Below are 23,045 nucleotides of genomic sequence, written 5' to 3' on the forward strand. Positions count from 1 at the left end.
CGGTTCACGGTGTCATCCCTTCGATCTCGACCAGCAGGTCCGGGCGGCAGACGTCGACGGTGAACACCGCGATGTCGGCGCGCCGGGAGAATTCGTCGCGGCACAGCCGCGTCACGAGGGGCACGTCCTCGGGTCGCTTGACGTAGACCTTGATCGCGCGCAGGTCCTCGAGGCGGTAGCCGCCGTCGATCCCGTGCTCGGTGAGGTTGTCCGCGCCGATGAGCGCGGCGATGTTGGCCAGCGTCACCTGGACCTGGCGCGCCACGTCGCCCGGGGCCACGGTGGCGTGGTCGAGGATGCTCGCGGTGCCCGACACGTACAGCGAGCCCCGGCCCTGCTCCGGCTTCAGGTACGTCGCCCGCGCGAAGCTCGGCGGCCTCGGCCCGTACTGCTCCGGGTACTCGTGCGCGGGCACCTGCAACGGGTTCTCCAGGTGCACGGCCGCGTGCGACCGGTGCGCCAGGAAGTAGAACGCGACGCCGTCGCCCAGCGAGCCGATGCCGGTCGACGCCGGCATGGCGTGACCGCGCTCGTCGAACGCCTTGCCCCGGCCGACGCAGAAGTCCCGGTACACCTCGGTGCCGCGCGCGCTGCGCTCGGTGATGCCGTCGAGCATGTTCCACATGCGGAACACGTTCCGGTAGCCCAGGGCCTCGACCAGCTCGAACGCCGCCAGGTAAGCCTGGTGGGCCGCCTGTTCGCAGTCCTCCGACGGCCCGATCCACCCGGCGCAGAACAGCACCTCGCCGTCGTGCGCGTAGAGCAGCCCCTTGTGCTCGCCGGTCCGGACCACGCTCCCCTCGGTGTGCCAGACCTCCACGACCTCGGGCTCGCCCGGCCGCAGCATGTGCAGCGGGAGGACCGGCAGGCCGTGCTCCCACCGCGGCCGGCCGCCCCTGGTCGAGTGGCGGACGGCGCCCAGCACGGTGTCGCCCGCCAGGACGGCGAAGTCCTCCGCCGTCCGGAACGTGCACGGCGGCGTCACTATCACGTTGCCACGCAATGTTTTTCCCCCTCTTGAAGTCGGACCGCACGCCACGCCGCGATCACGGCGAGCGCCTGTCCGGGATTGAGCCGGGGGTCGCAGAGGCTCGTGTACGAGCCGGTCGGGAAGTCGTCCCAACCGCATTCCGCGACCTCGTCCGGAGTGGTCTCCAGGTGCAGGCCGCCGGCCACCCCTCCGGCGGCCCGCACCGCGGCCCGGAAGCCCGCGACCTCGCGGACCACCGTGGCGACCAGTCGTGCCTTGCGGCCCTCGGCGTCGGTGACCGTGTTGCCGTGCATCGGGTCGCACAGCCAGATCACCGGGTGGCCGGCCGCGCGGACCGCGCCCACCAGCGGCGGCAGCAGCTCGGACACGTCGTCCGCGCCGAGCCGGGCGATCAGCGTCAGCCGACCCGGCTCCCGCTCCGGGTCCAGCCGCTCGCACAGCGCCCGCAGCTCGTCCGGCCGCATGGCCGGACCCACCTTGCACGCCACCGGGTTCGCCACCGACGCCAGCAGCCGCACGTGCGCGCCGTCGACGTCGCGGGTCCGCTCGCCGATCCACGGCCAGTGCGTCGAGGTCAGCAGCGGGACGCCCCGGTCGTCCCGGCGCACCATCGGCAGCTCGTAGTCCAGCACCAGCGCCTCGTGGCTGGTCCACAGCGACGGGTGGTGGCGCCGCAGCAGCTCGGTCGCCGACCGCGCCGCGTGGTAGCCGGCGACGAGCCTGGCCGGGTCCGCCCGCCGGGCCAACGCGTCCCCCTGCGGCGCGTTGACCAGGTCGCCCCGGTAGACCGGCAGCTCCACCCCGTCGACCACCTCGGTCGGCCGCGACCGCGGCTTGGCGAACTGCCCGGCCATCCGGCCGACCCGCACCACGGGCCGGTCGCCGTCGCCGAGGGCCGTCGCCAGTCGGTCGACCAGCGCCGCCTTCGGCGTCACGTGGCGCGGACCGCACTCGGCGAACGGCTCGGCGCAGTCACCGGCCTGCACGACGAGCCGCCGACCGGCCGCGACCTCGGCCAGCTCGCGCCGCAGCGCCGCCACCTCGCAGGGCGTCACCAGGCCGGCCAACCGCGCCAGCCTCGCCCGGAACCACCGCGCGCGGCGGTCCGGCCACGGCGGCTGCTGGGCGGCGGTCAGCGATTTCCAGTGCGCCGTCTCCCATTCGGACAACACCTTGGCGTGGCTGCGCGGAACTGGCTCCGTGGACACTCGCGCCTCCGTTGGTCTGGTTCGGTCGTCGGTTTGTACGGCAATCATGCGGAAAGGCGATGTGCCTTTTCGTCGGTCCCCGGGTGGATTCGCCGTGTCCGCTTTCCCGTGCGGCGTCGCCCGATCGAGGTAAACCGTGAGGGGGATCGTCAAGCTCCGACGCAGGGTGGACGATAGTTCGGGGAAGGTGTGGTGCCATTGTTCCCAGCGCGTGGAAATGCGTGCGCGCCGAACACGGGATCGCGTGACAAGGGGAGGGAATAGTGTCCGGTTCCAACGTGCGACTCGTCGGGTCGGTCCAGGCGCGCGGTTTCGACGGCGAACCCCGGGAACGCCATCCGGCGGCCGGTCCGCCGGAGGTCCCGCGGCACGAGCCGAACGGCGACGACCTCACCGGATCACGGTCGGGCGGGGTGCTCGCCGCGTGCGGCGACCTGCCGTCGTGCCGGAAGGAATCGGCCTGATGGACGGCGGGGGGCGGCCACGGTGGTTGTCCCGCCCCACGGCGGTCGACGTCGCCCTGGCGGCTTCGGCCACCGCGGTGGACGTCTTCCTGTTCTCGGCGTTCAGCAACCGCACGCCGGAGGGCGCGGGCCTGTGGTTGTTCGTCGCCCTGGTCGCGATCGGCTTCGCGGCGCTGCTGGCGCGGCGCAGGTACCCCGTGCTGGCGTTCGGGGTCGTCTGGGTGTGGGCGGTGCTCGTCACGCCGACGAACGACTTGGAGTTCCAGCCGACCGCGATGCCGTGCGTGGCGTTGTTCGCCGTCGCGCTGCACGCGCAGCTCAAGGCGTCGGCCGGCGCGCTGCTCGCGTGCGCGGTGCTCGCCGTGCTGACCGGGCTGACCGAGGCCGCGTCCCGGCCGCCCGAGGCGCGGCTGGTGGCCACCTACGCCACGCTGCTGTTCTACCTGCTCGTGTACGGCTGCGTGTGGGCCGGCGGGCGGTCGGCGCGGCTGAGCCGGCAGCACGCCGAGGACCTGGAGTTCCGCCGGCGGGTGGAGGCGCACGAGGCGGTGCTGGGCGAGCGCACCCGCATCGCGCGCGAACTGCACGACATCGTGGCGCACTCGGTGACCGTGATGGTGTTGCAGGCGGCGGGCGCGCGGCGGGTGCTCGACAGCGACCCGGTGCGGGTCGGGCACGCGCTCGGCCACATCGAGGAGGCGGGCGAGCAGGCGATGGGCGAGCTGCGGCGGATGCTGACCGCGTTGCGGCTCAGCGACGACGACGAGTCGGGCGACGGGGTGACCGGTCGGCCGCAGCCGGGGCTGGCGGACGTGGAGCACCTGGTCGGCACGATCGCGGCGGCCGGGGTGCGGGTCCACACGAGGGTGGAGGGTGAGCCGGGTCGGTTGGCCGCCAGCGTGGACCTCGCCGCGTACCGGGTCGTGCAGGAGGCGTTGACGAACGTGACCAAGCACGTGGGGCCCGGCGCGGAGGTGGACGTGCGGCTGCGGTGGGAGCCGTGCGAGCTGACCGTCGAGGTCGCCGACGACGGCCGCGGGAGGCGGCCGGAGCGGGCGCTGTCCACGAACCACGGCCTGGCCGGGCTCGTGGAGCGGCTGGCGATCGTGGGCGGGAGGTTGGCGGCCGAACCGGCGCCGACGGGCGGGTTCCGGGTGACGGCCGTGCTGCCGGTCGCCGGGCCGGTGGCGAGCGAGCCCGTGCGGGAGCACCGGTGATCCGGGTGATGCTGGTGGACGACCAGCCGTTGGTGCGGGCGGGGCTGGCGATGCTGCTCGACGCCGAGCCGGACATCGAGGTGGTGGCCGAGGCGGACGAGGGCGCGGGCGCGGTCGCGCGGGCCGCGGAGCTGCACCCGGACGTGGTGCTGATGGACGTGAGGATGCCCGGCGTGGACGGGGTCGAGGCGACGCGGCGGATCATCGACGCGGACCCGGCGGGGGAGGACCACGCCACGAAGATCATCATCCTGACGACGTACAACGTGGACGAGGCGGTGTACGCGGCGTTGCGGGCCGGTGCGACCGGGTTCCTGCTCAAGGACGCGGTGCCGCGCGAGCTGGTGGACGCGGTGCGCACGGTGGCGTCCGGCGAGGCGTGGCTGGACCCGACCGTCGCGAAAGGACTGATCCGGGAGTTCGCCGCCCGGCCACGGCACCAGATGCCGACGTCGGCGGAGATGGGCGAGCTGACGGTGCGGGAGCGGGAGGTGCTGGTGCTCGTGGCGCACGGGTTCTCGAACCCGGAGATCGCCGTGCACCTCGTGGTCGGTGAGGCGACGGTGAAGACGCACCTGGGGCGGATCCTGATGAAGCTCGGGCTGCGTGACCGCGCCCAGGCGATCGCGGCGGCGTACCAGAGCGGCTTGGTCCTGCCGGGGAGCAGCCCGCCACCGCCGGCCGGTCGTCCGGCTTGATCCTCGCGGGCCGGCCCGTCTTGATCGTTACGGTGGGTCGGGGGGCGGGTGCACGGCGGTGGTGCGCGCTACCGTGAGCTGTGCGCATCCTCCCGCGCCGGGCACATCGCCGTGCCGAACCGCCGAGCGTGGTGCTCGATCCGGCAACGGCGGAACTCGTGCGTCTGGGCGCGTTGCTGGAGGTCGTGGTCCAGGCCGTGGCGTTGCAGGAGCGGGCGGAGGCCGTGATCGCCGACTGCGCGCAACCCGGTGAGACGTCGTGGGAAGTCGCGCGCAGCGGACGTGCCGTGGCGGCCCAGTACGGCAGGCTGTCCGGCTGGGCGGCGGACCTCGTGTGGCAGACCGACCGTCCCCCGCCGCCGCAGCGGGTCGTGGAACTCATCCGCTACCACCTCGGCATGCTGGACTGCGCCCTGCGCCTGGCGTTCCCCCGCTACCGCACGGACCGCCTGGAATCCCGCCGCCTGTCCATGACGGGCCTCGGCACCCCGGCCCGCGAACTGCGCGACCTGGAAACCGCCCTCCGCCACCGCATCACCACCCTCTCCGCGTAGCCGCGTGTCGAACCTTCAGCGCCCGCGTGTCGAACACTCAGGACCCGCGTGTCGAACCTTGAGGACCCGCGTGTCGAACACTCGGGCCCTCCGAATTCAACGTTCAGGACGACTCGGCATCGGGCAGCGGGATCCTGAGCGTTGAATTCGGGGGTCCTGGAGGTTCGACACGCGGGTCCTGGAGGTTCGACACGCGGGTTACCAGGTGGTTTGGCCCCAGGCGTAGGGGTAGAGGGGGTTGCCGTAGGTGGACGGGACGGGGGCGCCCGAGTCGATCCTGGCGCGGATGTCGGCACGTTCGGCGGCGGTGGCGCCCAGGTCGTACGGGACGTCCCAGTGCTCGGTCGCGTCGGCTGGGGTGTCGGTGCCGCCGGGACGCAGCACGTCGGTCAGGGCACGCGGCAGCTGCCACGGCAGCTTGCCGGTCGGCGTGTAGTCGCCGAACAGCAGCGACGCCAAGGCCGGGCCCATCTCCTCACCGCCGCGGTACGTCACGACGATCGCGCTCGCCAGGTTGTGCCACTCCGTGATCACGTAGGGGCGGGGGAGGACCAGGGCGACCACGACCGGGATGCCCTGGCGGTGGAAGTCCTGGATCAGCGCCAGCTGGTCCGGCGGCAGGTAGGGCTGCTCCTTCGGCCAACTCGTCGCGTGGGTGTACGAGGTCTCGCCCACCGCGACGATGGCCAGCTTCGGCGACGGCCCGGTGTCCTTGTGGACGTTCACCCCCGCCTGCGCGGCACGCGCGCGGATCGCCTGCAACATGGTCTGCGAGCCGTACTCCTGGTGGAAGTAGCTGGTCCAGATGCAGCACGCGGCCGTGTCGTCGGCACGCGGACCGGCCACCACGATGTTGTCACCGCGGTTCAGCCGCACCGGCAGCACACCGGCCGTGTTCTTCAACAACGTCATCGCCTCGCGCGACGCCTGGTTCGCCAGCGCCGCGTACTCCGGCTTGTGGAACCGGTACGGCCCGTTCACGGGGTCGCCGTACGGGTTCTCGAAGATCCCGAGCTTGAACTTCAACCGCAGCACCCGCCGCACCGCGTCGTCGATCCGCGCCGCCGGCACCGCCGAGGTGAACCCGCCGATGGTGAACCCCGGCGCGCCCGGGTCCGCGCCACCCATCACGTCGGAACCCGCGTTCGCCGCGCCGACCCACGACCCCGACGGCAACCAGTCGGTCGTGATCAGCCCGGTGTACCCGAGGTTCTGCCGCAGGTAGGCGAGGATCTTCGCGCTGTCACCAGCGCCCGGACCACCGGGGTCCAGCAGCGAACTGCCCGCGTACCCCGGCATGATGTTGACCGCGCCGGCCTCCATCGCGGCCCGGAACGGCGCGGTGTGGTACTTGATCGTCACGTTGTCGTACACGATCAACGCCTCACCGCCCGCGCCCTCGCCCGGCCAGTGCTTCACCGTCGCCAGCACGGAACCCGGACTCAGCTCCGGCCCGCCCTGCAACCCGGCCACCAGCGCCCTGACCTGCGCCGACGCCACCTCGGAACTCTCGCCGTTGCCCTCCTGGATGCGCGGGTACAGCACCTTCGTGCCCACCTCGGCCAACGGCCCCAGCACGCCGCGCGCGCCGACCTCCAGCTGCTCGCGCCGCTGCATGTCGCCGAGCTTGTACTGCAACGGGTAGTTCCGCGCCGCCGCCAACGCGCTCTGCAACGGGTACGTCGTCTTGTACCCGGCGATGGTGTCGCCCGCCGACACGAACGGGATGCCGAGCCGCGTGCCGCTCGACCCGAGCAGCGCGGTGTGCAGGTCCTGCGCCTCCGCCGGCCCGAAGTGCCACCCCGAACGCGGGAACACCTGGGCGTTGTAGAACATCTGGTAGGCCTTCTCCTCGATCGTCATCCGACCGAGCAGGTCGTTCACCCGCGTCTCCACGGGCTGCCGCCAGTCCTCGTACGGCTCGATCGCGCCGTTCTTGTTCAGGTCACGGCTGCCGCTCACCACCCGCACGCCGTCGTCCACCGAGGTCAACGTCGGCACGTACACGCTGAACGTGCGGATGGTCGACGCGCTGGTGCCGCCGGAGCCGTCCACCGCCACCACGAACCACCGGTACGTCCACCGGTCGGTGATGTCCCACGTCGGCGTGTAGCTGGTGCCGGTGGGCTCGGCGACCTTGGTGTAGAGGTCGATCAGGTTGCCCGATGCGGTGAAGTCGTAGTCCGTGCGGCTGACGTTGAGCCAGACCTGGTAACGCACCGCACCCGGCACCGCCGCCCACGAGAACGCAGGCCGCCGCGTGGACGTGATCATCGCGTTGTCGGCGGGCGCGGACAGCGCGAACCGGCCCGTCACCGCGGGCGCCTTGGTCGGCGGCGACAGCAGCGGCGGGGTGGCCGCGGAGGTGTCCACGGTGCCGAAGACCTGGAACTCCCAGAGCGAGACGCCGTAGCCGGTGGCGCGCGCGGTGGCGAACAAACGCAGGTAACGGCCCGTGCCGCCGACGGTGAACCGTTCCGTGCCGCCCGTGCCGGTGGTGGTCGCGTAGACCTGCGTCCAGGTCACCGCGTCGTTCGACAGCTCGAGCCGGTACCCCTTCGCGTACGCGCCCTCCCAGTTCAGCACGACCTGGTTGACGGTCGCGACGCCGCCGAAGTCGACCCGCAGCCACTGGTTGTCGGCGAACTGGCTGGACCACCGGGTGTTCGGGCGGCCGTCCAGCGCCGCGGCGGGCGCGTTGCCGCCCTCCCACGTCGAGGCCGCGACCTGCTTGTACTCGGAGATCGGCGTTCCCGCGGCGGAACCGCCGGTCGTGCCGTAGACCTGGAACTCCCACAGCGAGTAGCCGTAGCCGGTGGCGCGGGCCGTGCCGAACAGCCGCACGTGCCGACCCGTGCCGGTCACCGGGATGGACTGCGTCCCGCCGGCGGCGTTGGCGGCGGTGTGGATCGTGGTCCACGTGGAGCCGTCGGCCGAGGTCTGGAGCTGGAACGCGGTCGCGTGGGCGGCCTCCCAGGTCAGCACCACGCGGTCCAGCGTCGCGGTGGCGCCGAGGTCGACGCTCAGCCACTGCGGGTCGGTGAACGCGCTGGACCAGCGGGTGCCCGCGTTGCCGTCGGTGGCGGCGGACGCGGCGGTGCCCGCGTTCTCGGTGGACGAGGCGGTGGTCGGTTTGCCCTGGGAGAGCAGGACTCCGGCGGCCCTCGCTTCCCGTGACGCGGTGAGCTGCCCGGCGATCAGGGCGGCGAGGACGACGAGCAGGGGCAGGACCCGGCGGCGTTGCCGGGCGGGCGCTTCGGGCATGGCGACTCCAGGCAGGGGTGACCCGCGGCCGGTGTGCCGCCGGCCGCGGATCGTCGACAAACTCTCGGAGAGCGCTCTCCCACAGCGAACTTCACCCGCCGTGCCGCCGTCAAGAGACCGGCGGACCGGTTCTCGCGCACCCGGTGGCCCGGTTCCGGTCGGGTCCGGGAGCGGCGCATAGGATCGCCCGGTGACGATCGCGATTCCCGGCTTCGGCGAACTGACCCCGGTGGACCACGCCCCCGAAGGCGTGGCGTGCTGGAACACGACCGCCGCCGGGACGTCGGTGAGCGTGCTGGTGGAGGAACCGGCCACCACCGACGACCTCGACCTGCCGTTCATCGGCTCGGTCCTGCGCGACCGCCAACGGTTGCTCGCCACCGCCCACGAGGCCGTGGCAGACCACCTGCGCGACCACCCGGGCTACGAGCCGGACGCCGTGGCCGACCCGGAGTTCACCTTCCACCCCGGCAGGGACTGGCTGGTCCGGTTCGCCGAGTGCCGCGTGCCCGGGTTCACCGAGTTGGGCCTCGTGGTGGTGTTCAACGGCGGCGACGTGGTCGGCGTGGACGACCTCGCCGACGTCGACCTCGCGGACGAGACGGAAGACTGACCTCACCCGGCTCGCGGCCGGGAGTTCGTGCGGGCGGCTGTTCCGGGACTTCGGCACGCGGTGGGCATGGGTACGCGCGCCGCGTTGCCAGGCGTGCGGTGGCTGTGCTGTGATCGGTGCGCCGCCGTGTGGAAAGCGTTTTCCGCGAGAGGGAGAACCCCGATGCGAGCACTGCTCCTGGCGACCCTGATGCTCCTTGGCGCCGGCACCGCCCAAGCCGCGCCTGCCCATGCCGCGCCCGCCCCGGTGACGCCTGCCCGAGCGGCAGCCGCCCAAGCCTCGCACGCCGGGGTCGCGGCGATGGACTACTGGCAGTACATGGCCACCTTCGCGACCGAGGAGGAATGCGAAGCGGAAGGCGCGAAGATCCCGGAAGGCGTCGACTACTACGTCTGCTGGCCGACCGGGGGCGCCTGGGACTTCTACTGGGTCTTCCTGACCTGACCGCCACCGTCGCGGCCCGCGGCGCGGAGTCGGGCGAGCAGTTCACCGCACCGCCGTAGACAGCCCTTCCGCGTGGACGAACCGGTCGGGACGCAGCACGACGACGTCGGTGCGGTGGCGGGCGAACCAGGCGGTGAGCGTGCCGGTCACGTCCACCAGGTCGTCCTCGGTGCGGGGCTCGCCGTCGGCCACCACCCGCAGGAACCTCGCGGGCGGACCGGACCAGTCCCGCGCCGTGCTCGCGCCCACCCCCGGCCCGATGACCGCGAAGTCGGGGCCGAGCACGTCGTCGAGCAGCAGCCTCGCCCCGCCGACGACCACCTCGGGCTGGGGGAACATGACGCTCCCGTCCGGCAGCGCGGGCAGCGGCTTGAACTCGAAGTGGCGCACCAGGCGGCGCACCCGCGGCACGGTCTGCGCCGCGCGCAGCGCCACGTCCCGCAGGAAGGCGGCGAACCTGTTGCGCACCAGGAAGATCCGGCCGAGCCGCACGCTGGTGAGGGCCATCGCCTCGGTGTGCGGGCGGCGCTCGGCCTCGTAGCTGTCCAGCAGTGGCTCGGGGGCGTCCGATCCCAGGGCCAGGGCGAGCTTCCAGGTGAGGTTGGCCGCGTCGCGCAGCCCGCTGCACAGGCCCTGGCCGAGGAACGGCGGCATCTGGTGGGCGGCGTCCCCGAGCAGGAACACCCGGCGGTCGCGCCAGCGCTCGGCGACCAGGTGGTGGAACGTGTAGACGACCGCGCGCGTGACGGTGAAGCGGTCCGGGTCGACGTAGGGCGCGACGAGCCGGGCGACCGCCTCGGGACTGGTCATGTCCGCCGGATCCTCGTCCGGGCGGAGCATGAACTCCAGCCGGTAGGTGTCGAACGCGCCGGGGGAGACGAACGCGGGCCGCCGCCAGTCGCACACGAACGTCGTGTCCGGCACGCGCACCGCACCCGGCGCGACGTCGCCGGAGACCGCCAGCCACGGTTCGGCGTAGGACGTGCCGGTGAGCGCGATGCCGGCCGCGACCCGGGTGGTGCTGCGGGCGCCGTCGCAACCCAGCACGTACTTCGCGCGCACCTCGGTTTCCACGTCCGTGCCGAGGTCGCGCAGGACGACGGTGGCGGCCTCGTCGTCCTGGGTGAGCCGCATCAGTTCGACGCCGGTGAGCAGCGTGACGTGCGGGAACCGGTCGAGCCCCGTGCGCAGGGCCGCTTCGAGGCGCGGCTGGTCGAAGAAGTGCAGGGGACGGCTGCCCAGGCCGAAGTCGACCTCGTCCAGGGCGATGGTGGCGAACACCCGGCCCTTGGCGTTGACGTACTCGGCCCGTCGCGGCGGGTGCGTGTCCGCGGCGACCTCGGTCAGCAGGCCCGCCTGCTGGTAGATCCGCAACGCCTCGTCGTCGCAGGAGAACGCGCGTGGCTGCCGGTGCGGCGCGGTGTCGCGTTCGACGACCAGGGTCCGCACGCCCCTGATGCCGAGCAGGTTGGCGGTGAGCGCACCGACCGGCCCGCAACCGACCACGACGACGTCGAACTCCATGCGTCCTCCTCCTGGTGTCGGCTCACATGCCAGCGGAGGGCTGTTGGAGTTCTGTTGGATCAGCGTGGGAAGCGCGCTCGCACCAGGTCCCCGCCTTGCGCCTCCGCCAGTCGCGCGCCGGTGTCCAGGTCGGCCCGGTCGTCGGTGGCCAGGCCGCGGACGCGGTGCAGTTCGGCGGCGAGGACCCGTTCGCCGGTCTCCTCGGCGAGGGCGAGACCTTCCTCGGCCAACGCCGCCGCGGTGGCGTTGTGCCCGGTCACCAGGTGCGCGTCGGCCATCGCGGCGAGGGTGATCGTGCGGGTCGAGCGCAGGCCGAGCCGGTGGATGCCCTCCCTGGCCGTCCGCATGGCGTCGCGGCGGCTGTCGTCCCCGCCGCGCACGGCGGCCCACTCGGCGAAGAAGTCGGCGGTCGTGACGAAGTGCGGCATGTGCTGACGCGCGCCGATCTCGCGGCACCGGCGGGCGGCGGTGAGGGCGGCGGTGACGTCGTGCTCCTGCATGGCGGTCCACGCGGCGAACAGCGCGGCGTTGGCCCGCCCGTACGGGTCGTCGGCGCGTTCGGCGAGGGCTTCGGCGGCGGCGAGGTCGGCGCGGGCCGCGTCCGCGTCACCGCGCAGGGAGCGCACCAGGGCGCGGAAGTCGTGGGTGGCGAGCGTGGGCGTGCGACCGGCCTGCCCGACCAGCTCCCGGGGGTCCAGTTCGTGCAGCCGGTCGATCGCGGCGGTGAGGTGGCGGTCGGCCTCGGCCAGGCGGCCGGTGAAGTAGCCGACCACGCCCAGCAGGTAGTGGCCCGCGGCGCCGATCACGCCGTCGTCCGCGGCGAGGCGGGTGGCGAGGTCTTCGGCGATGGCGAACTCGGCGCGGTTGCAGGCCAGCTCGCCGAGCGTCCACAGGGCGGTCCGCACGTCGGTACCGGTGTCGACGCGCGTGAGCAGGTCGCGGGCGCGGGCGGCGGCCAGGTCGACGGCGTCGCTGCCGATGCCGACGGTGATCTGGAGCAACGACGTGCGGTGCAGCTGCACGGCCAGCTCCCGTTCCGGCGCGGTGAGCAGGGCGGCGGCCCGGTCGAGGTGGGCCAAGGCGTCCTCGTAGGCGAGGCGGCGGGTGGCGTCGTCGGCGGCTTCGAGGGTCCAGCGCAGGTGGTCGTCCTCCCGTCCGCGAGCCCGGCCGTAGTGCCGCGCCAGCTCGGCCGGGGTGAGGGCGTGCCTGCCCGCGTCGGCGAGCCGGGCGTGCAGGTCGGCCCGGCGGGTCGGGGTGAGGTCGGCGTAGGCGGCCTCGGCGAACAGCGGGTGCCGGAAGCGCACCACGCCGGCGGCGGGCTCGGTGACCAGGTGGGTGACGTGCCGGGTGAGGCGGACCTCGGCCGACGTGGCGGCTTCGAGCAGGTCGACGTCCAGGTCGCGGCCGGCGACGCTCAGCACGTCGAGCCACTCGCGGGTGCGGTCGTCCAGGGCGTGCAGCCGGCGGCGGACGGTGTCGCGCACGCTCGGCGGCGGGGTGCCGGTCGGATCGGCGGAGGCGAGCAGTTCGGTGATGAAGAACGGGTTGCCGCCGGTGCGGGTGAGGAGGTCGAGCACGAGGTCGGCGGGTGCGGGCGCGCCGGTGTGCTCGCGGACGAGGCCCGCGACCGCGTCGGCGTCGAGGCCGGGTGGTCTGAGCTGTCGGCAGCCGGGGCTGCGGGCCAGGTCGGCGAGGGTGGCGACCAGGGCGGGGTCGTGCTCGTAGGGGCGCAGGGTCGCGACGACCAGCGCGCGGGACGTGTGCACGGTGGTGGCCAGGTAGCGCAGGAGGAGCAGGGAGTCGGCGTCGGCGGCGTGCAGGTCGTCCAGCACGAGGACGAGGCCGGCGGCGCGGGCGGCGGCGCGCACGAGCGCCGAGACCGCGTCGTAGGTGCGGAAGCGGGCGGTGGGGTCGATGTCGGTGTCGGCGGTCGGGCCGGTGCGGAAGCCCGCCAGCGCCGGGTCGGCGCCCGCGTCGCCCGCCAAGGGCACGAGGGCGCGCACGACCTGGGCCCAGAGCCAGAACGGCGGCGCTTGACCGAGGTCCGGGCAGCGTCCCCACGCGACCGGGACGCCGGCGGTGGAGGCGCGGCGGGCGACGGCGTCGGCCAGGGTGGTCTTGCCGATGCCCGCCTCGCCGACGATCGCCGCGAACCGGCCGCCGGTCCGGCTCGACGCGGTGAGGAGGTCGGTGAGGAGGGCGAGTTCCGCCGTGCGACCGACCAGCAGGTCCGGCGACCTGGAACCGGTGGTGTCGGCAGGTGGCGCGTGATGGTGGTTGGGCGTGCCGGCGGGTGTGGTGCGGCGGGGGTCGGGTCCGGCGGTGGGCGCGATCAGCGGGGAGGTGCCCGCGCCGACCGGTGGCACGGAGTGGGCCAGGACGCGGCGGTGCAGGTCGCGCAGGGCCTCACCCGGCTCGACGCCGTGCTCGTCGGCCAGGAGCCGGCGGCCCTCGTCGTACACGGCCAGCGCGTCGGTCTGCCGACCCGCCCGGTAGAGCGCGAGCATCAGCTGCGCGCGGGCGTTCTCCCGGTTCGGGTGGGCGGCCACGAACTGGCGCAGGTCCGGCAGCACGGCCTGGTGCCGACCGGCGGCGACGGCGGCGGTGAAGAGGCCTTCGCCGGCGGCGGCCCGCGCCTCCGCGAGCCGTGCCGCGTCCGGCCGCACGGCGGCGAGGTCGGCGGCGGCCACCTCGCCGCGCCAGAGGGCGAGCGCGTCGGCGTAGTGGCGTCCGGCCGCCTCCCACTCGCCGTCGGCGAGCGCCCGCGCGCCTTGCCCGGCGAGCGCGGTGAAGCGGACGGCGTCCACGGCGTCCGGCGGCACGCGCAGCTCGTAGCCACCGGCGTGACCGCGCAACACCTCGGCGGGCGCACGCCGTCCCCGCCCCGGTTCGAGCGCACGGCGCAGAACCGCCACGTAGGACCGCAAGGTGACCTGCGCGCCGGCCGGCGGCTGCCCGTCCCACAGCGCGTCGACCAGCCAGTCGGCGCTCACGAACCGGTTGGCGCGCAACACCAGCAGCGTGAGCAGGTCACGCTGCCTCGGCCCGCCGAGCGCAGGCCGCTCGCCGTCACGGTCCACCGTCAACGGCCCCAGGACCCCGAACCGCACGGTGCCGGACACCCGCAGAGGGTAACCGCGACGGGCGGCCCGTCCGGCGGGAACGACAATGTGGACATGACGACACCTCACGTCGCGAGGCCCTCGATCCTCACCGTGGACGACGACCCGGGCGTGTCCCGGTCCGTGGCGCGCGACCTGCGCCGCAAGTACGGCGAGGACTACCGGATCGTTCGGGCCGAGTCCGGTGCTCAGGCGCTCGACGCGGTGCGCGAGATCAAGCTGCGCGGCGAGGAGGTGGCGGTGCTGCTGGCCGACTACCGGATGCCCGGCATGAGCGGCATCGAGTTCCTGGAGGCCGCGATGGACCTCTTCCCCGCGGCACGGCGGGTGCTGCTGACCGCGTACGCCGACACCGACGCGGCGATCCGCGCCATCAACGTCGTCGACCTCGACCACTACCTGCTCAAACCGTGGGACCCGCCGGAGGAGAAGCTGTACCCCGTGCTGGACGAGCTGCTGCGCGCCTGGTCGGCGGCCGATCGCGGGCCCGCCCGGCAGGTCCGGGTCGTCGGGCACCGCTGGTCGTCGCGGTCCTACGAGGTGCGCGACTTCCTGGCCCGCAACTCCGTCCCGTTCCGCTGGCACGCGGTCGACGACGGCGACCCCGAGACCGGGCGGCTGCTCACCGCGTGCGGCGAGGACGGCGCGCGGCTGCCGGTGGTCGTCACCGCGGACGGCGAGGCGCTGGTCGAGCCGTCGGACGCGGAGCTGGCCGCCCGGGTCGGCCTGACCACGCGGCCGTCCACCGACTTCTACGACCTGATCGTGGTCGGCGGCGGCCCCGCCGGGCTGGGCGCGGCGGTCTACGGCGGCTCGGAAGGGCTGCGCACGGTGCTGGTCGAGCGGCGCGCCACCGGTGGTCAGGCGGGCACCAGCAGTCGGATCGAGAACTACCTCGGCTTCCCCGACGGCGTGTCCGGCGAGCAGCTCACCGACCGCGCCCGCCGGCAGGCGCTGAAGTTCGACGTCGAGGTGCTGACCGCGTGCGACGTGGTGGGCCTGGAGGCACGTGGCGCGGCACGCGTGGTGCGGCTGGGCGACGGCACCGAGCTGGCCGCGCACACCGTCATCCTCGCCACCGGCGTGTCCTACCGGATGCTGGACGCGCCGGGGCTCGGCGCGCTGACCGGCCGGGGCGTGTTCTACGGCGCGGCCACCACCGAGGGGCCGAGCTGCGCGGGCCAGGACGTCTACCTCGTCGGCGGCGCGAACTCGGCGGGCCAGGCGGCGCTCTACTTCGCCGCGCACGCCCGCCGCGTGGTGCTGGTCGTGCGCGGCGACTCGTTGGCCCGGTCGATGTCGCACTACCTCGTCGAACAGCTCGCCCGGGTCGCCAACGTCGAGGTGCGCACGTGCACCGAGGTCGTCGGCGGCACGGGGGAGGAGCACCTGGAGACGCTGACGTTGCGGCACGACAAGACCGGCGAGACGACGACCGTGCCCGCGTCCTGGCTGTTCGCGTTCATCGGCGCCGCCCCGCACACCGACTGGCTCACCGGCACGCTGGCCCGTGACGAGCGCGGGTTCGTGCTCGCCGGACCGGACCTGGTCACCGACGGCCGTCCGCCCGAGGGCTGGGGCCTCGACCGTCCGCCCTACCACCTGGAGACCAGCCTGCCGGGCGTGTTCGTCGCCGGCGACGTGCGCGCGGACTCGGTGAAGCGGGTCGCGTCGGCGGTCGGCGACGGCGCGATGGCCGTGTCGCTGGTCCACCGCTACCTGGAGAGGTCGTGATGGAGAACCTGACGGTCGACGACCTGCGCGGGCTGTTCCTGTTCGAGCACCTGTCGGAGGAGCAGCTGGCGTGGCTCGTCGCGCACGGCCAGGTGGAGACGCACGCGGCGGGCTCCCAGGTGCTGCGCGAAGGACAGCCGGCGACGTGCTTCTTCGTGCTGCTGGACGGCACGGTGGCGCTCAGCCGCGTCATCGGCGGCCAGCGCGTGGAGACCAACCGCACCGACCACCGCGGCGCGTACTTCGGGGCCACCCAGGCGTACCTCGGCTCCGATGTCGAAGCCAGGACGGTCTACCAGATGACCGCCGACGCGGTGACCGACGTGCGGCTCTACCAGCTGCCCGCGCACGACTTCGGCGCGATGTTCCGCTCGTGGTTCCCGATGGCCATGCACCTGCTGGAGGGCCTGTTCTTCGGCATGCGCAACACCGAGCGGATCGTCAGCCAGCGGGAACGGCTGCTCGCGCTGGGTTCGCTGTCGGCCGGGCTGACGCACGAGCTGAACAACCCGGCCGCCGCGGCGGTGCGGGCCACCGGGGCGTTGCGCGAACGGGTCGCCGGGATGCGACACAAGCTGGCGCTGCTGGCGAACGGCTCGCTCGACCCGGCCACCCTGCCGGTGCTGGTGGAGCTGCAGGAGAGCGCGGTCGAGCAGGTGGCGAAGGCGCCGACGCTCGGTCCGATGGAGACCGCCGACCTGGAGGACGAGGTCGCCGACTGGCTGGACGCGCACGGCGTGTCGGGCGGTTGGGACCTGGCGCCGGTGCTGGTCGCGGGCGGGCTGGACGTCGAGTGGCTCGACCGGGCGGCGGCGTTGTGCCCGCAGACCGCCACGGAGGCCGCCGTGCGCTGGCTGGCCTACACGGTCGAGACCGAGACGTTGATGAACGAGATCGAGGACGCCACCACCCGGGTGTCCACGCTGGTCGGCGCGGCCAAGCAGTACTCGCAGGTCGACCGGGCGCCGTTCCAGGTCGTCGACGTGCACGAACTGCTCGACTCGACGCTCGTGATGCTCGGCGGCAAGCTCGGCGACGGCGTGCGCGTGGTCAAGGACTACGACCGCACCCTGCCGCCGCTGCCCGCGTACCCGGCCGAGCTCAACCAGGTGTGGACGAACCTGGTCGACAACGCGGTGGCCGCCATGGCGGGCGACGGCACGCTGACCGTGCGCACGTACCGCGCCGGCGAGGACGCGGTGGTGGAGGTCGGCGACACCGGCGTGGGCATCCCGGACGACGTGAAGAGGCGCATCTTCGAGCCGTTCTTCACCACCAAGGCCGTGGGTGAGGGGACCGGGCTCGGCCTGGACATCTCGTGGCGGATCGTGGTCGACCGCCACCACGGCGACATCCGGGTGGAGTCCGCGCCCGGCGACACCCGCTTCCGCGTCCACCTGCCGTTGAGCGCGCCGTCGGCGGAGAACGGGGAGGGCCGCGCCTGAGGTTCGGGCCGTCGAGTCCGCGTTCCGGTCACCAGGCGAAGGCAAGGAGGTTGTCCACTCCCTGCCATGGTCAACATATAGCCGATCGGGGGTCTTGCGGCAAGGCCCCCGTCGTGCCGCAGAATCTCCCGCCGAAGCCAGAACCTGCGGAAATGGTGTGCCGGTAGAACGCTGTGACCACCGGCGGACGAATCCGCGGGGTCGGCAGTGCGAACCGGCGAGGCCCGATGGGGCGAACGGAAGGTGGACGGATGGGCGACTACGTGCTCGATCTCCAGGAGGTCGACCGGACGCAGGTCGCCGTGGTCGGCGGCAAGGGCGCGCACCTGGGAGAGCTCTCGCGGATCGAGGGCGTCAGCGTGCCGGCCGGTTTCTGCGTGACGACCGACGCCTACCGGCGGATCGTGCTGGACGCGCCGTCGCTCGGCGAGCTGCTGGACGGGCTGTCGCGCCTGAACCCGGACGACCGGGAGGCGATCCGCACGCGCAGCGCGGAGATCCGGCGGGTCCTCGAGGGGATCGTCGTCCCGGACGGTGTGGCGGCGGCGATCACCGGTGCGCTCGCCCGCCTCGGCGACCGCGCCGCCTGCGCGGTGAGGTCGAGCGCGACGGCGGAAGACCTGCCGGGCGCCTCCTTCGCGGGTCAGCAGGACACGTACCTGAACGTCGTGGGGCCGGCGGCGGTCCTCCGGCACGTCAGCCGGTGCTGGGCCTCGCTGTTCACCGAACGGGCCGTCACCTACCGGCTGCGCAACGGCTTCGACCACCGCAAGGTCCACATGGCCGTGGTCGTGCAGCGGATGGTCTTCCCGCACGCGTCGGGCGTCCTGTTCACGGCCGATCCCGTCACGTCCAACCGGAAGGTCTCCACCGTGGAGGCCGTCTTCGGCCTCGGCGAGGCCCTGGTCTCCGGCCTGGTGAACGCGGACGCCTACCAGGTGCGGGACGACGAGGTCATCGCCAAGGCGGTCGCCGCCAAGGAGATCGCCGTCCAAGCCTCGCCGGACGGCGGGACGCGGGAGCAGCCGATCGAGCCCGCGGGGCGGGAACAACCTGCGCTGACCGACGCCCAGGTCGTGCGGCTGGTGCGGCTCGGCCGGCGGGTCGAGGCGCACTTCGGCCGTCCCCAGGACATCGAGTGGTGCCTGGTCGACGACGACTTCCACGTCGTCCAGAGCCGGCCGATCACCACGCTGTTCCCCATCCCGGAGACCGACGACCGGGAGAACCACGTCTACGTCTCCGTCGGGCACCAGCAGATGATGACCGACGCCATGAAGCCCTTGGGGCTCTCGGTGTGGCAGTTGACGACCACCCGGCCCATGGCCGAGGCCGGCGGGAGGTTGTTCGTCGACGCCACCAGGCTCCTGGCTTCGCCCACGAGCCGCGCCGGGTTCCTCGAGGTGGTGGGGAAATCCGATCCGCTGATCGAGGACGCGGTGCGGACCGTCGTCGAGCGCGACGGCTTCCTCCCGTCGTTCCCGGACGACGGCCCCGCCCAGACGATCCCCGGCGCCGAGCCGGTCGCGATCGAGCCCGACCCGGCCCTCGTGACGGAGCTGATCGAGCAGGGTGAGGCGTCCGTCGCCGCGGTCGAGCGCGAGATCAGGACGAAGTCCGGCTCGGAGCTGCTGGACTTCATCCTGGCGGACTTCGAGGAGCTGAGGCGGGTCCTGTTCGACCCGCGCGGCATCAAGCCGATCATGGCGGCGATGCGGGCGACGTGGTGGCTCAACGAGCACCTGCACGAGTGGCTGGGCGAGAAGGACGCGGCCGACGCGCTCTCGCAGTCCGTGCCCCACAACGTCACCTCGGAGATGGGGCTGGCGCTCCTCGACGTCGCGGACGTGATCCGCCCGCACCCGGAAGTCGTCGCCTTCCTGCGCGACACGACGGACGAGGACTTCCTCGACGGGCTGGTCGAAGTGGACGGTGGACGGGAGGCGCGCGACGCCATCGTGGCCTACCTCGACAAGTACGGCATGCGCTGCGTCGGCGAGATCGACATCACCAGGCCGCGGTGGAGCGAACGGCCCACCATGCTGCTGCCCCTGCTGCTGTCCAACGTCAAGAACCTCGAGCCGGGCGCCGGCGCGCGGCGCTTCGAGCAAGGGCGGCAGGACGCGTGGCAGAAGGAGCAGGAGGTGCTGGAGCGCGTGCGGGCGCTGCCGGACGGGGAGCGGAAGGCCGAGGAGACCAAGCGGAACATCGATCTCGTCCGGACCTTCGCCGGGTACCGCGAGTACCCGAAGTACGGGATGATCCGCCGCTACTTCGCCTACAAGCAGGCGTTGCTGGCCGAGGCCGAGCGCTTGGTGCGCGCCGGCGTGCTCCGGGAGGCGGAGGACATCTTCTTCCTGAGGTTCCGGGAACTCCAGGAAGTCGTGCGGGCGAACCAGGTCGACCACGAACTCGTCAGCCGGCGCAAGGACGTGTTCAGGTCGCACCAAGCGCTCACGCCACCGCGCGTGCTCACTTCGGACGGTGAGACCCTCAACGGCGCGTACCGGCGCGACGACCTGCCCGCCGGCGCGCTGGTCGGCCTGGCGGTGTCCGCCGGGGTCGTCGAAGGGCGGGCCCGGGTCATCCTGGACATGGCGGAGGCCGACGTCGAACCGGGCGACATCCTGGTCACGACGCACACGGACCCCAGTTGGTCGCCCCTGTTCGTCGCGATTGCCGGCCTGGTGACGGAGGTCGGCGGCCTGATGACCCACGGCGCGGTGATCGCGCGGGAGTACGGCCTGCCGGCCGTCGTCGGGGTGGAACGCGCCACCCGGGTGATCCAGGACGGGCAGCGGATCCGGGTGAACGGGACCGACGGGCACGTCGAGATCCTCACCGAGGCGTGACCGAGCCGGGTCTCGTCGGGCGGGGCCCGGCCGATCGGGTCGTCGTTTCCGCCGGCCGGGCGAAATGTGGCGGGGGAATCCGATGAGTCGACGACAGACTTATTCGTAGCACGACGGATATTCCACCACTCGGGAGGCGTTTCGCTGCCAATGCCATGAAACTCCGTGCCGGGCAAGCGTTTCGCACGAAGGCGTCCACGGAGCGGGACGGATGATCGAGGGAAGCGCATTTCGGTAAGTTCCCCGCCGACTCGATTCCCTTTCGGTCCGGCACGGAGTTTCCCCATGGCGCAGAAGGAACCGCGGCGCGCCGCGTTGTCCGCCACGCACTCGGTCCTGGTGCGCGTGGCGGCGGTGCTCGTGCTGCTCGCGGCCTGGGAGTCGTTGGCGCTGGCCGAGTTCTGGCCACCCGCCGTCCTGCCCGGGCCGTCGCAGGTGTGGGACCAGTTGCTCGCCGCCTCCGACAGTGACAACGGACAGGGCGGGTACGCGGGGTCCACCGTGGCCGAACGGCTGGGCGTCAGCCTCCGGCGCGTGGGCTACGGCTCCGCCTACGGCATCCTGGTCGGGGTGGTGCTCGGGCTCCTGATGGGCCTGGTGCCGCTGATCCGCGCGGTGGCCGAGCCGTTCGTGACGTTCCTGCGCGCGTTGCCGCCGCTGGCCTACCTGAGCCTGCTGGTCATCTGGTTCGGCATCGACGAGGAACCCAAGGTCTACCTGCTCGTCGTGGCCGCGTTCCCGCCGGTCGCGGTCGCCACCGCGGCGGCCGTGACCGGCGTGAACCGGCAGTACGTGGAAGCCGCGCACGCGCTCGGCGCCAGCAGGCTCGGCGTGGTCGGCACGGTGGTGCTGCCCGCGTCCGCGCCGGAGATCCTCACCGGCGTCCGGCTGGCCGTCGGCGTGGCCTACAGCTCCGTCGTGGCCGCCGAGACCGTCAACGGCGCGGACGGCATCGGGGGCATGGTCCTCAACGCCCAGCGCTACAACCAGACCGCGGTCGTCCTGCTCGGGCTCGTCGTGATCGGCGTGACCGGGCTGCTCATCGACACCGCCATCCTCGCGCTGCAACGCGCCGTCTCGCCCTGGCGCGGGCGGGCATGAGCGCCGACACCGGGAGCACCACCATGTCCGTCACGCGCAGATCGGTCCTGTCCCTGCTCGCCGCCGCCCCCGTGCTGGCCGCGTGCGGGGTCGGCGGCTCGTCGCCGGCCGAGTCCGGTGGGCGCCAGGTCCGGATCGGCTACCAGAACTTCGCCGACGGCACGCTGCTGGTGAAGGACCAGGGCGTGCTGGAGAAGGCGCTGCCTGACCACCGGATCGCCTGGACGTCGTTCGACTCCGGCGCGAGCATCAACACCGCGTTCCTGGGCGGCGCCATCGACCTCGCGGTCATCGGCAGCAGCCCCGCCGCCGCCGGGTTGTGCCCGCCGTTGAACATCCCCTACCAGGTCGTCGAGCTGCTCAACGTGATCGGCGACAGCGAAGCGCTGGTGGTGCGCAAGGACAGCGGCGTCACCGACATCAAGGGACTGGTGGGCCGCAAGGTCGCCGCGCCGTTCAGCTCCACGGCGCACTACAGCCTCCTGGCCGCCTTCCAGCAGGCCGGCGTCGACCCCGCCTCGGTGACGCTGGTCGACCTGGAGCCGCAGAACATCCAGGCCGCCTGGCAGCGCGGTGACATCGACGGCGCCTACGTGTGGACGCCCGTGCTCAGCGTGCTCCAGCAGGACGGCCTGACCCTCACCGACAGCGCGAAGCTGGCCGCCGCGGGCAAACCGACGTTGACGTTCACCGTGGCGCGCAAGGAGTTCGTCGAGCGGAACGGCGACGTGCTGGACCGGTGGCTGGCCGCCACCGACGACGCCATCAAGAAGATCAAGAACGAGCCGCGGGTGGTCGCCGAGGCCGTCGCGCGGCAGATCGGCGCCGGCGTGGACGACGCGTTGTCGCAGCTCAAGCAGAACATCTACCTCGACCACGCCGAACAGCGCGGTCCCGAGTACTTCGGCACCGCCGACGCGCCGGGCAGGCTCGCCGAGCAGCTGCGCGCCGCCGCCGAGTTCCTGCACGGTCAGCGGAAGGTGGACTCGGTGCCGGACATCGCGGCGTTCCGCGCGGCCCTGCGAGCGCCCCGTGGGTGAGCCGCTGGTGGAACTGGTCGACGTCGAGCACCGCTACCGGGCCAAGGGTTCCGACGTGCCGGCGCTCGGACCGCTGGACCTGCGGGTGGACGCGGGGGAGTTCCTGGTCGTGGTGGGACCCTCCGGGTCCGGCAAGAGCACCCTGCTGCGGCTGGCCGGCGGGTTCGAACGGCCCACCTCGGGGGTGGTCCGGGTGCTCGGCGGGACGCCCATCGCGGGCCGGGACGTCGGCACGGTGTTCCAGCAGCCCCGGTTGTTCCCGTGGCAGACCGTGGGCCGCAACGTCGCCACCGCGCTGCGCTGGGCGGGTGTGCCGCGCGCCGACCGCCCGCAGCGGACCCGCGAGCTGCTCGACCAGGTCGGCTTGGCCGAGTTGGGGCCACGCCGCACGTGGGAGATCTCCGGCGGGCAGCAGCAGCGCGTGGCGATCGCGCGGGCGCTGGCCGCCCGGCCGCGGCTGCTGCTGATGGACGAGCCGTTCGCCGCGCTGGACGCGCTGACCCGCGAACGGCTCCAGGAAGACGTCCGCTCGTTGACCGGCGGCGGGCGGGGCGTGGTGTTCGTGACGCACAGCGTGGACGAGGCCGTGTTCCTGGCCAGTCGCGTGGTCGTGCTGTCCGACCGACCGGGTCGGGTGGCGCTGGACCTGCCCGTTCCGCTGCCGCGGTCCGGGGCGCCCGCCGACGAGCTGCGCGGGTCGGCGGAGTTCGCCGCGCTGCGCGGCGAGGTGGCGGGCGCCCTCCCTGCCGTGGCGGCCGGACGGGGGACGTCGGC

Annotated in this window: 17 protein-coding genes; 12 read left to right on the plus strand and 5 right to left on the minus strand. The window is 73.1% G+C overall.

Annotated elements, in window-relative coordinates:
- Nucleotides 1-4: 4 nt before the first annotated feature.
- Both LNK82_RS37625 and LNK82_RS37630 read right to left on the minus strand, forming a co-directional pair.
- On the minus strand, nt 5-991 hold the full coding sequence (locus LNK82_RS37625; RefSeq protein WP_230571620.1) for an FkbO/Hyg5 family chorismatase: 987 nt from the start codon (nt 989-991) through the stop codon (nt 5-7).
- Nucleotides 988-2,199 carry a 3-deoxy-7-phosphoheptulonate synthase gene (locus tag LNK82_RS37630; RefSeq protein ID WP_308257429.1) on the minus strand — a complete coding sequence of 404 codons (1,212 nt, stop codon included), beginning with the start codon at nt 2,197-2,199 and terminating at the stop codon, nt 988-990. Before LNK82_RS37630 ends, LNK82_RS37625 begins: the two co-directional genes overlap by 4 nt.
- A 263-nt stretch (nt 2,200-2,462) precedes the next feature.
- Between LNK82_RS37630 and LNK82_RS37635 the strand changes: the two genes are divergently transcribed.
- The 4 genes from LNK82_RS37635 (at nt 2,463) to LNK82_RS37650 (ending at nt 5,132) form a co-directional block, all read left to right on the plus strand.
- Nucleotides 2,463-2,663 carry a hypothetical protein gene (locus LNK82_RS37635; protein WP_230571622.1) on the plus strand — a complete coding sequence of 67 codons (201 nt, stop codon included), beginning with the start codon at nt 2,463-2,465 and terminating at the stop codon, nt 2,661-2,663.
- Nucleotides 2,663-3,880, plus strand: coding sequence for a sensor histidine kinase (locus LNK82_RS37640; RefSeq protein WP_230571623.1), 1,218 nt, complete (start codon nt 2,663-2,665; stop codon nt 3,878-3,880). The genes LNK82_RS37635 and LNK82_RS37640 overlap by 1 nt, the downstream gene beginning before the upstream one ends.
- Nucleotides 3,877-4,578 carry a response regulator gene (locus LNK82_RS37645; protein WP_230571624.1) on the plus strand — a complete coding sequence of 234 codons (702 nt, stop codon included), beginning with the start codon at nt 3,877-3,879 and terminating at the stop codon, nt 4,576-4,578. Before LNK82_RS37640 ends, LNK82_RS37645 begins: the two co-directional genes overlap by 4 nt.
- An 80-nt stretch (nt 4,579-4,658) precedes the next feature.
- The gene (locus tag LNK82_RS37650) at nt 4,659-5,132 is read left to right on the plus strand and encodes a hypothetical protein (RefSeq protein WP_230571625.1); all 474 of its coding nucleotides are present in this window, start codon (nt 4,659-4,661) and stop codon (nt 5,130-5,132) included.
- Between the two features lie 198 nt (nt 5,133-5,330).
- Here LNK82_RS37650 and LNK82_RS37655 read toward each other — a convergent pair whose 3' ends face one another.
- Nucleotides 5,331-8,396, minus strand: coding sequence for a discoidin domain-containing protein (locus LNK82_RS37655; protein ID WP_230571626.1), 3,066 nt, complete (start codon nt 8,394-8,396; stop codon nt 5,331-5,333).
- Between the two features lie 190 nt (nt 8,397-8,586).
- On the opposite strand from LNK82_RS37655, the gene LNK82_RS37660 reads away from it, so the two are divergent.
- Both LNK82_RS37660 and LNK82_RS37665 read left to right on the plus strand, forming a co-directional pair.
- Nucleotides 8,587-9,009 carry a hypothetical protein gene (locus LNK82_RS37660; protein ID WP_230571627.1) on the plus strand — a complete coding sequence of 141 codons (423 nt, stop codon included), beginning with the start codon at nt 8,587-8,589 and terminating at the stop codon, nt 9,007-9,009.
- Nucleotides 9,010-9,171: 162 nt separating this feature from the next.
- Nucleotides 9,172-9,453, plus strand: a complete 282-nt coding sequence (locus LNK82_RS37665) for a hypothetical protein (protein WP_230571628.1) — start codon at nt 9,172-9,174, stop codon at nt 9,451-9,453.
- 42 nt (nt 9,454-9,495) lie between these two features.
- Here the strand turns inward: LNK82_RS37665 and LNK82_RS37670 are convergent, their stop codons facing one another.
- On the minus strand, nt 9,496-10,977 hold the full coding sequence (locus LNK82_RS37670) for a bifunctional 3-(3-hydroxy-phenyl)propionate/3-hydroxycinnamic acid hydroxylase (RefSeq protein ID WP_230571629.1): 1,482 nt from the start codon (nt 10,975-10,977) through the stop codon (nt 9,496-9,498).
- Between the two features lie 59 nt (nt 10,978-11,036).
- Entirely contained in the window at nt 11,037-14,099 is a 3,063-nt protein-coding gene (locus tag LNK82_RS37675) for an ATP-binding protein (RefSeq protein WP_230571630.1), read from the minus strand.
- Between the two features lie 54 nt (nt 14,100-14,153).
- Between LNK82_RS37675 and LNK82_RS37680 the strand changes: the two genes are divergently transcribed.
- From LNK82_RS37680 to LNK82_RS37705, 6 genes are all read left to right on the plus strand, one after another.
- A complete protein-coding gene (locus LNK82_RS37680; RefSeq protein WP_230571631.1) occupies nt 14,154-15,833 on the plus strand; it encodes an NAD(P)/FAD-dependent oxidoreductase in 1,680 nt (559 codons plus the stop codon).
- The gene (locus LNK82_RS37685; RefSeq protein ID WP_230571632.1) at nt 15,833-17,278 is read left to right on the plus strand and encodes an ATP-binding protein; all 1,446 of its coding nucleotides are present in this window, start codon (nt 15,833-15,835) and stop codon (nt 17,276-17,278) included. The genes LNK82_RS37680 and LNK82_RS37685 overlap by 1 nt, the downstream gene beginning before the upstream one ends.
- A 251-nt stretch (nt 17,279-17,529) precedes the next feature.
- A complete protein-coding gene (rph, locus tag LNK82_RS37690) occupies nt 17,530-20,130 on the plus strand; it encodes a rifamycin-inactivating phosphotransferase (RefSeq protein ID WP_230571633.1) in 2,601 nt (866 codons plus the stop codon).
- A 285-nt stretch (nt 20,131-20,415) separates the two neighbouring features.
- Nucleotides 20,416-21,231: an ABC transporter permease gene (locus LNK82_RS37695; RefSeq protein WP_230571634.1), complete on the plus strand. Its 816-nt coding sequence runs from the start codon at nt 20,416-20,418 to the stop codon at nt 21,229-21,231.
- A 23-nt stretch (nt 21,232-21,254) separates the two neighbouring features.
- Complete coding sequence (locus LNK82_RS37700; RefSeq protein WP_230571635.1) at nt 21,255-22,271, plus strand: taurine ABC transporter substrate-binding protein; 1,017 nt, start codon at nt 21,255-21,257, stop codon at nt 22,269-22,271.
- Nucleotides 22,264-23,045 (plus strand): ABC transporter ATP-binding protein (locus tag LNK82_RS37705; RefSeq protein ID WP_230571636.1); only part of this gene is annotated, 782 nt, incomplete at its 3' end. The genes LNK82_RS37700 and LNK82_RS37705, both read left to right, overlap by 8 nt.

Source organism: Saccharothrix luteola (genome assembly GCF_020859565.1).
In the GTDB taxonomy this organism is placed as follows: Bacteria; Actinomycetota; Actinomycetes; order Mycobacteriales; family Pseudonocardiaceae; genus Actinosynnema; species Actinosynnema luteola.

Coding starts and splice junctions, on each gene's coding strand:
- LNK82_RS37640 (WP_230571623.1), top strand. CDS start 2,663: ATGGACGGCGGGGGGCGGCCACGGTGGTTGTCCCGCCCCACGGCGGTC.
- LNK82_RS37655 (WP_230571626.1), bottom strand. CDS start 8,396: ATGCCCGAAGCGCCCGCCCGGCAACGCCGCCGGGTCCTGCCCCTGCTC.
- LNK82_RS37665 (WP_230571628.1), top strand. CDS start 9,172: ATGCGAGCACTGCTCCTGGCGACCCTGATGCTCCTTGGCGCCGGCACC.
- LNK82_RS37670 (WP_230571629.1), bottom strand. CDS start 10,977: ATGGAGTTCGACGTCGTCGTGGTCGGTTGCGGGCCGGTCGGTGCGCTC.
- LNK82_RS37680 (WP_230571631.1), top strand. CDS start 14,154: ATGACGACACCTCACGTCGCGAGGCCCTCGATCCTCACCGTGGACGAC.
- LNK82_RS37685 (WP_230571632.1), top strand. CDS start 15,833: ATGGAGAACCTGACGGTCGACGACCTGCGCGGGCTGTTCCTGTTCGAG.
- rph (WP_230571633.1), top strand. CDS start 17,530: ATGGGCGACTACGTGCTCGATCTCCAGGAGGTCGACCGGACGCAGGTC.
- LNK82_RS37695 (WP_230571634.1), top strand. CDS start 20,416: ATGGCGCAGAAGGAACCGCGGCGCGCCGCGTTGTCCGCCACGCACTCG.
- LNK82_RS37700 (WP_230571635.1), top strand. CDS start 21,255: ATGTCCGTCACGCGCAGATCGGTCCTGTCCCTGCTCGCCGCCGCCCCC.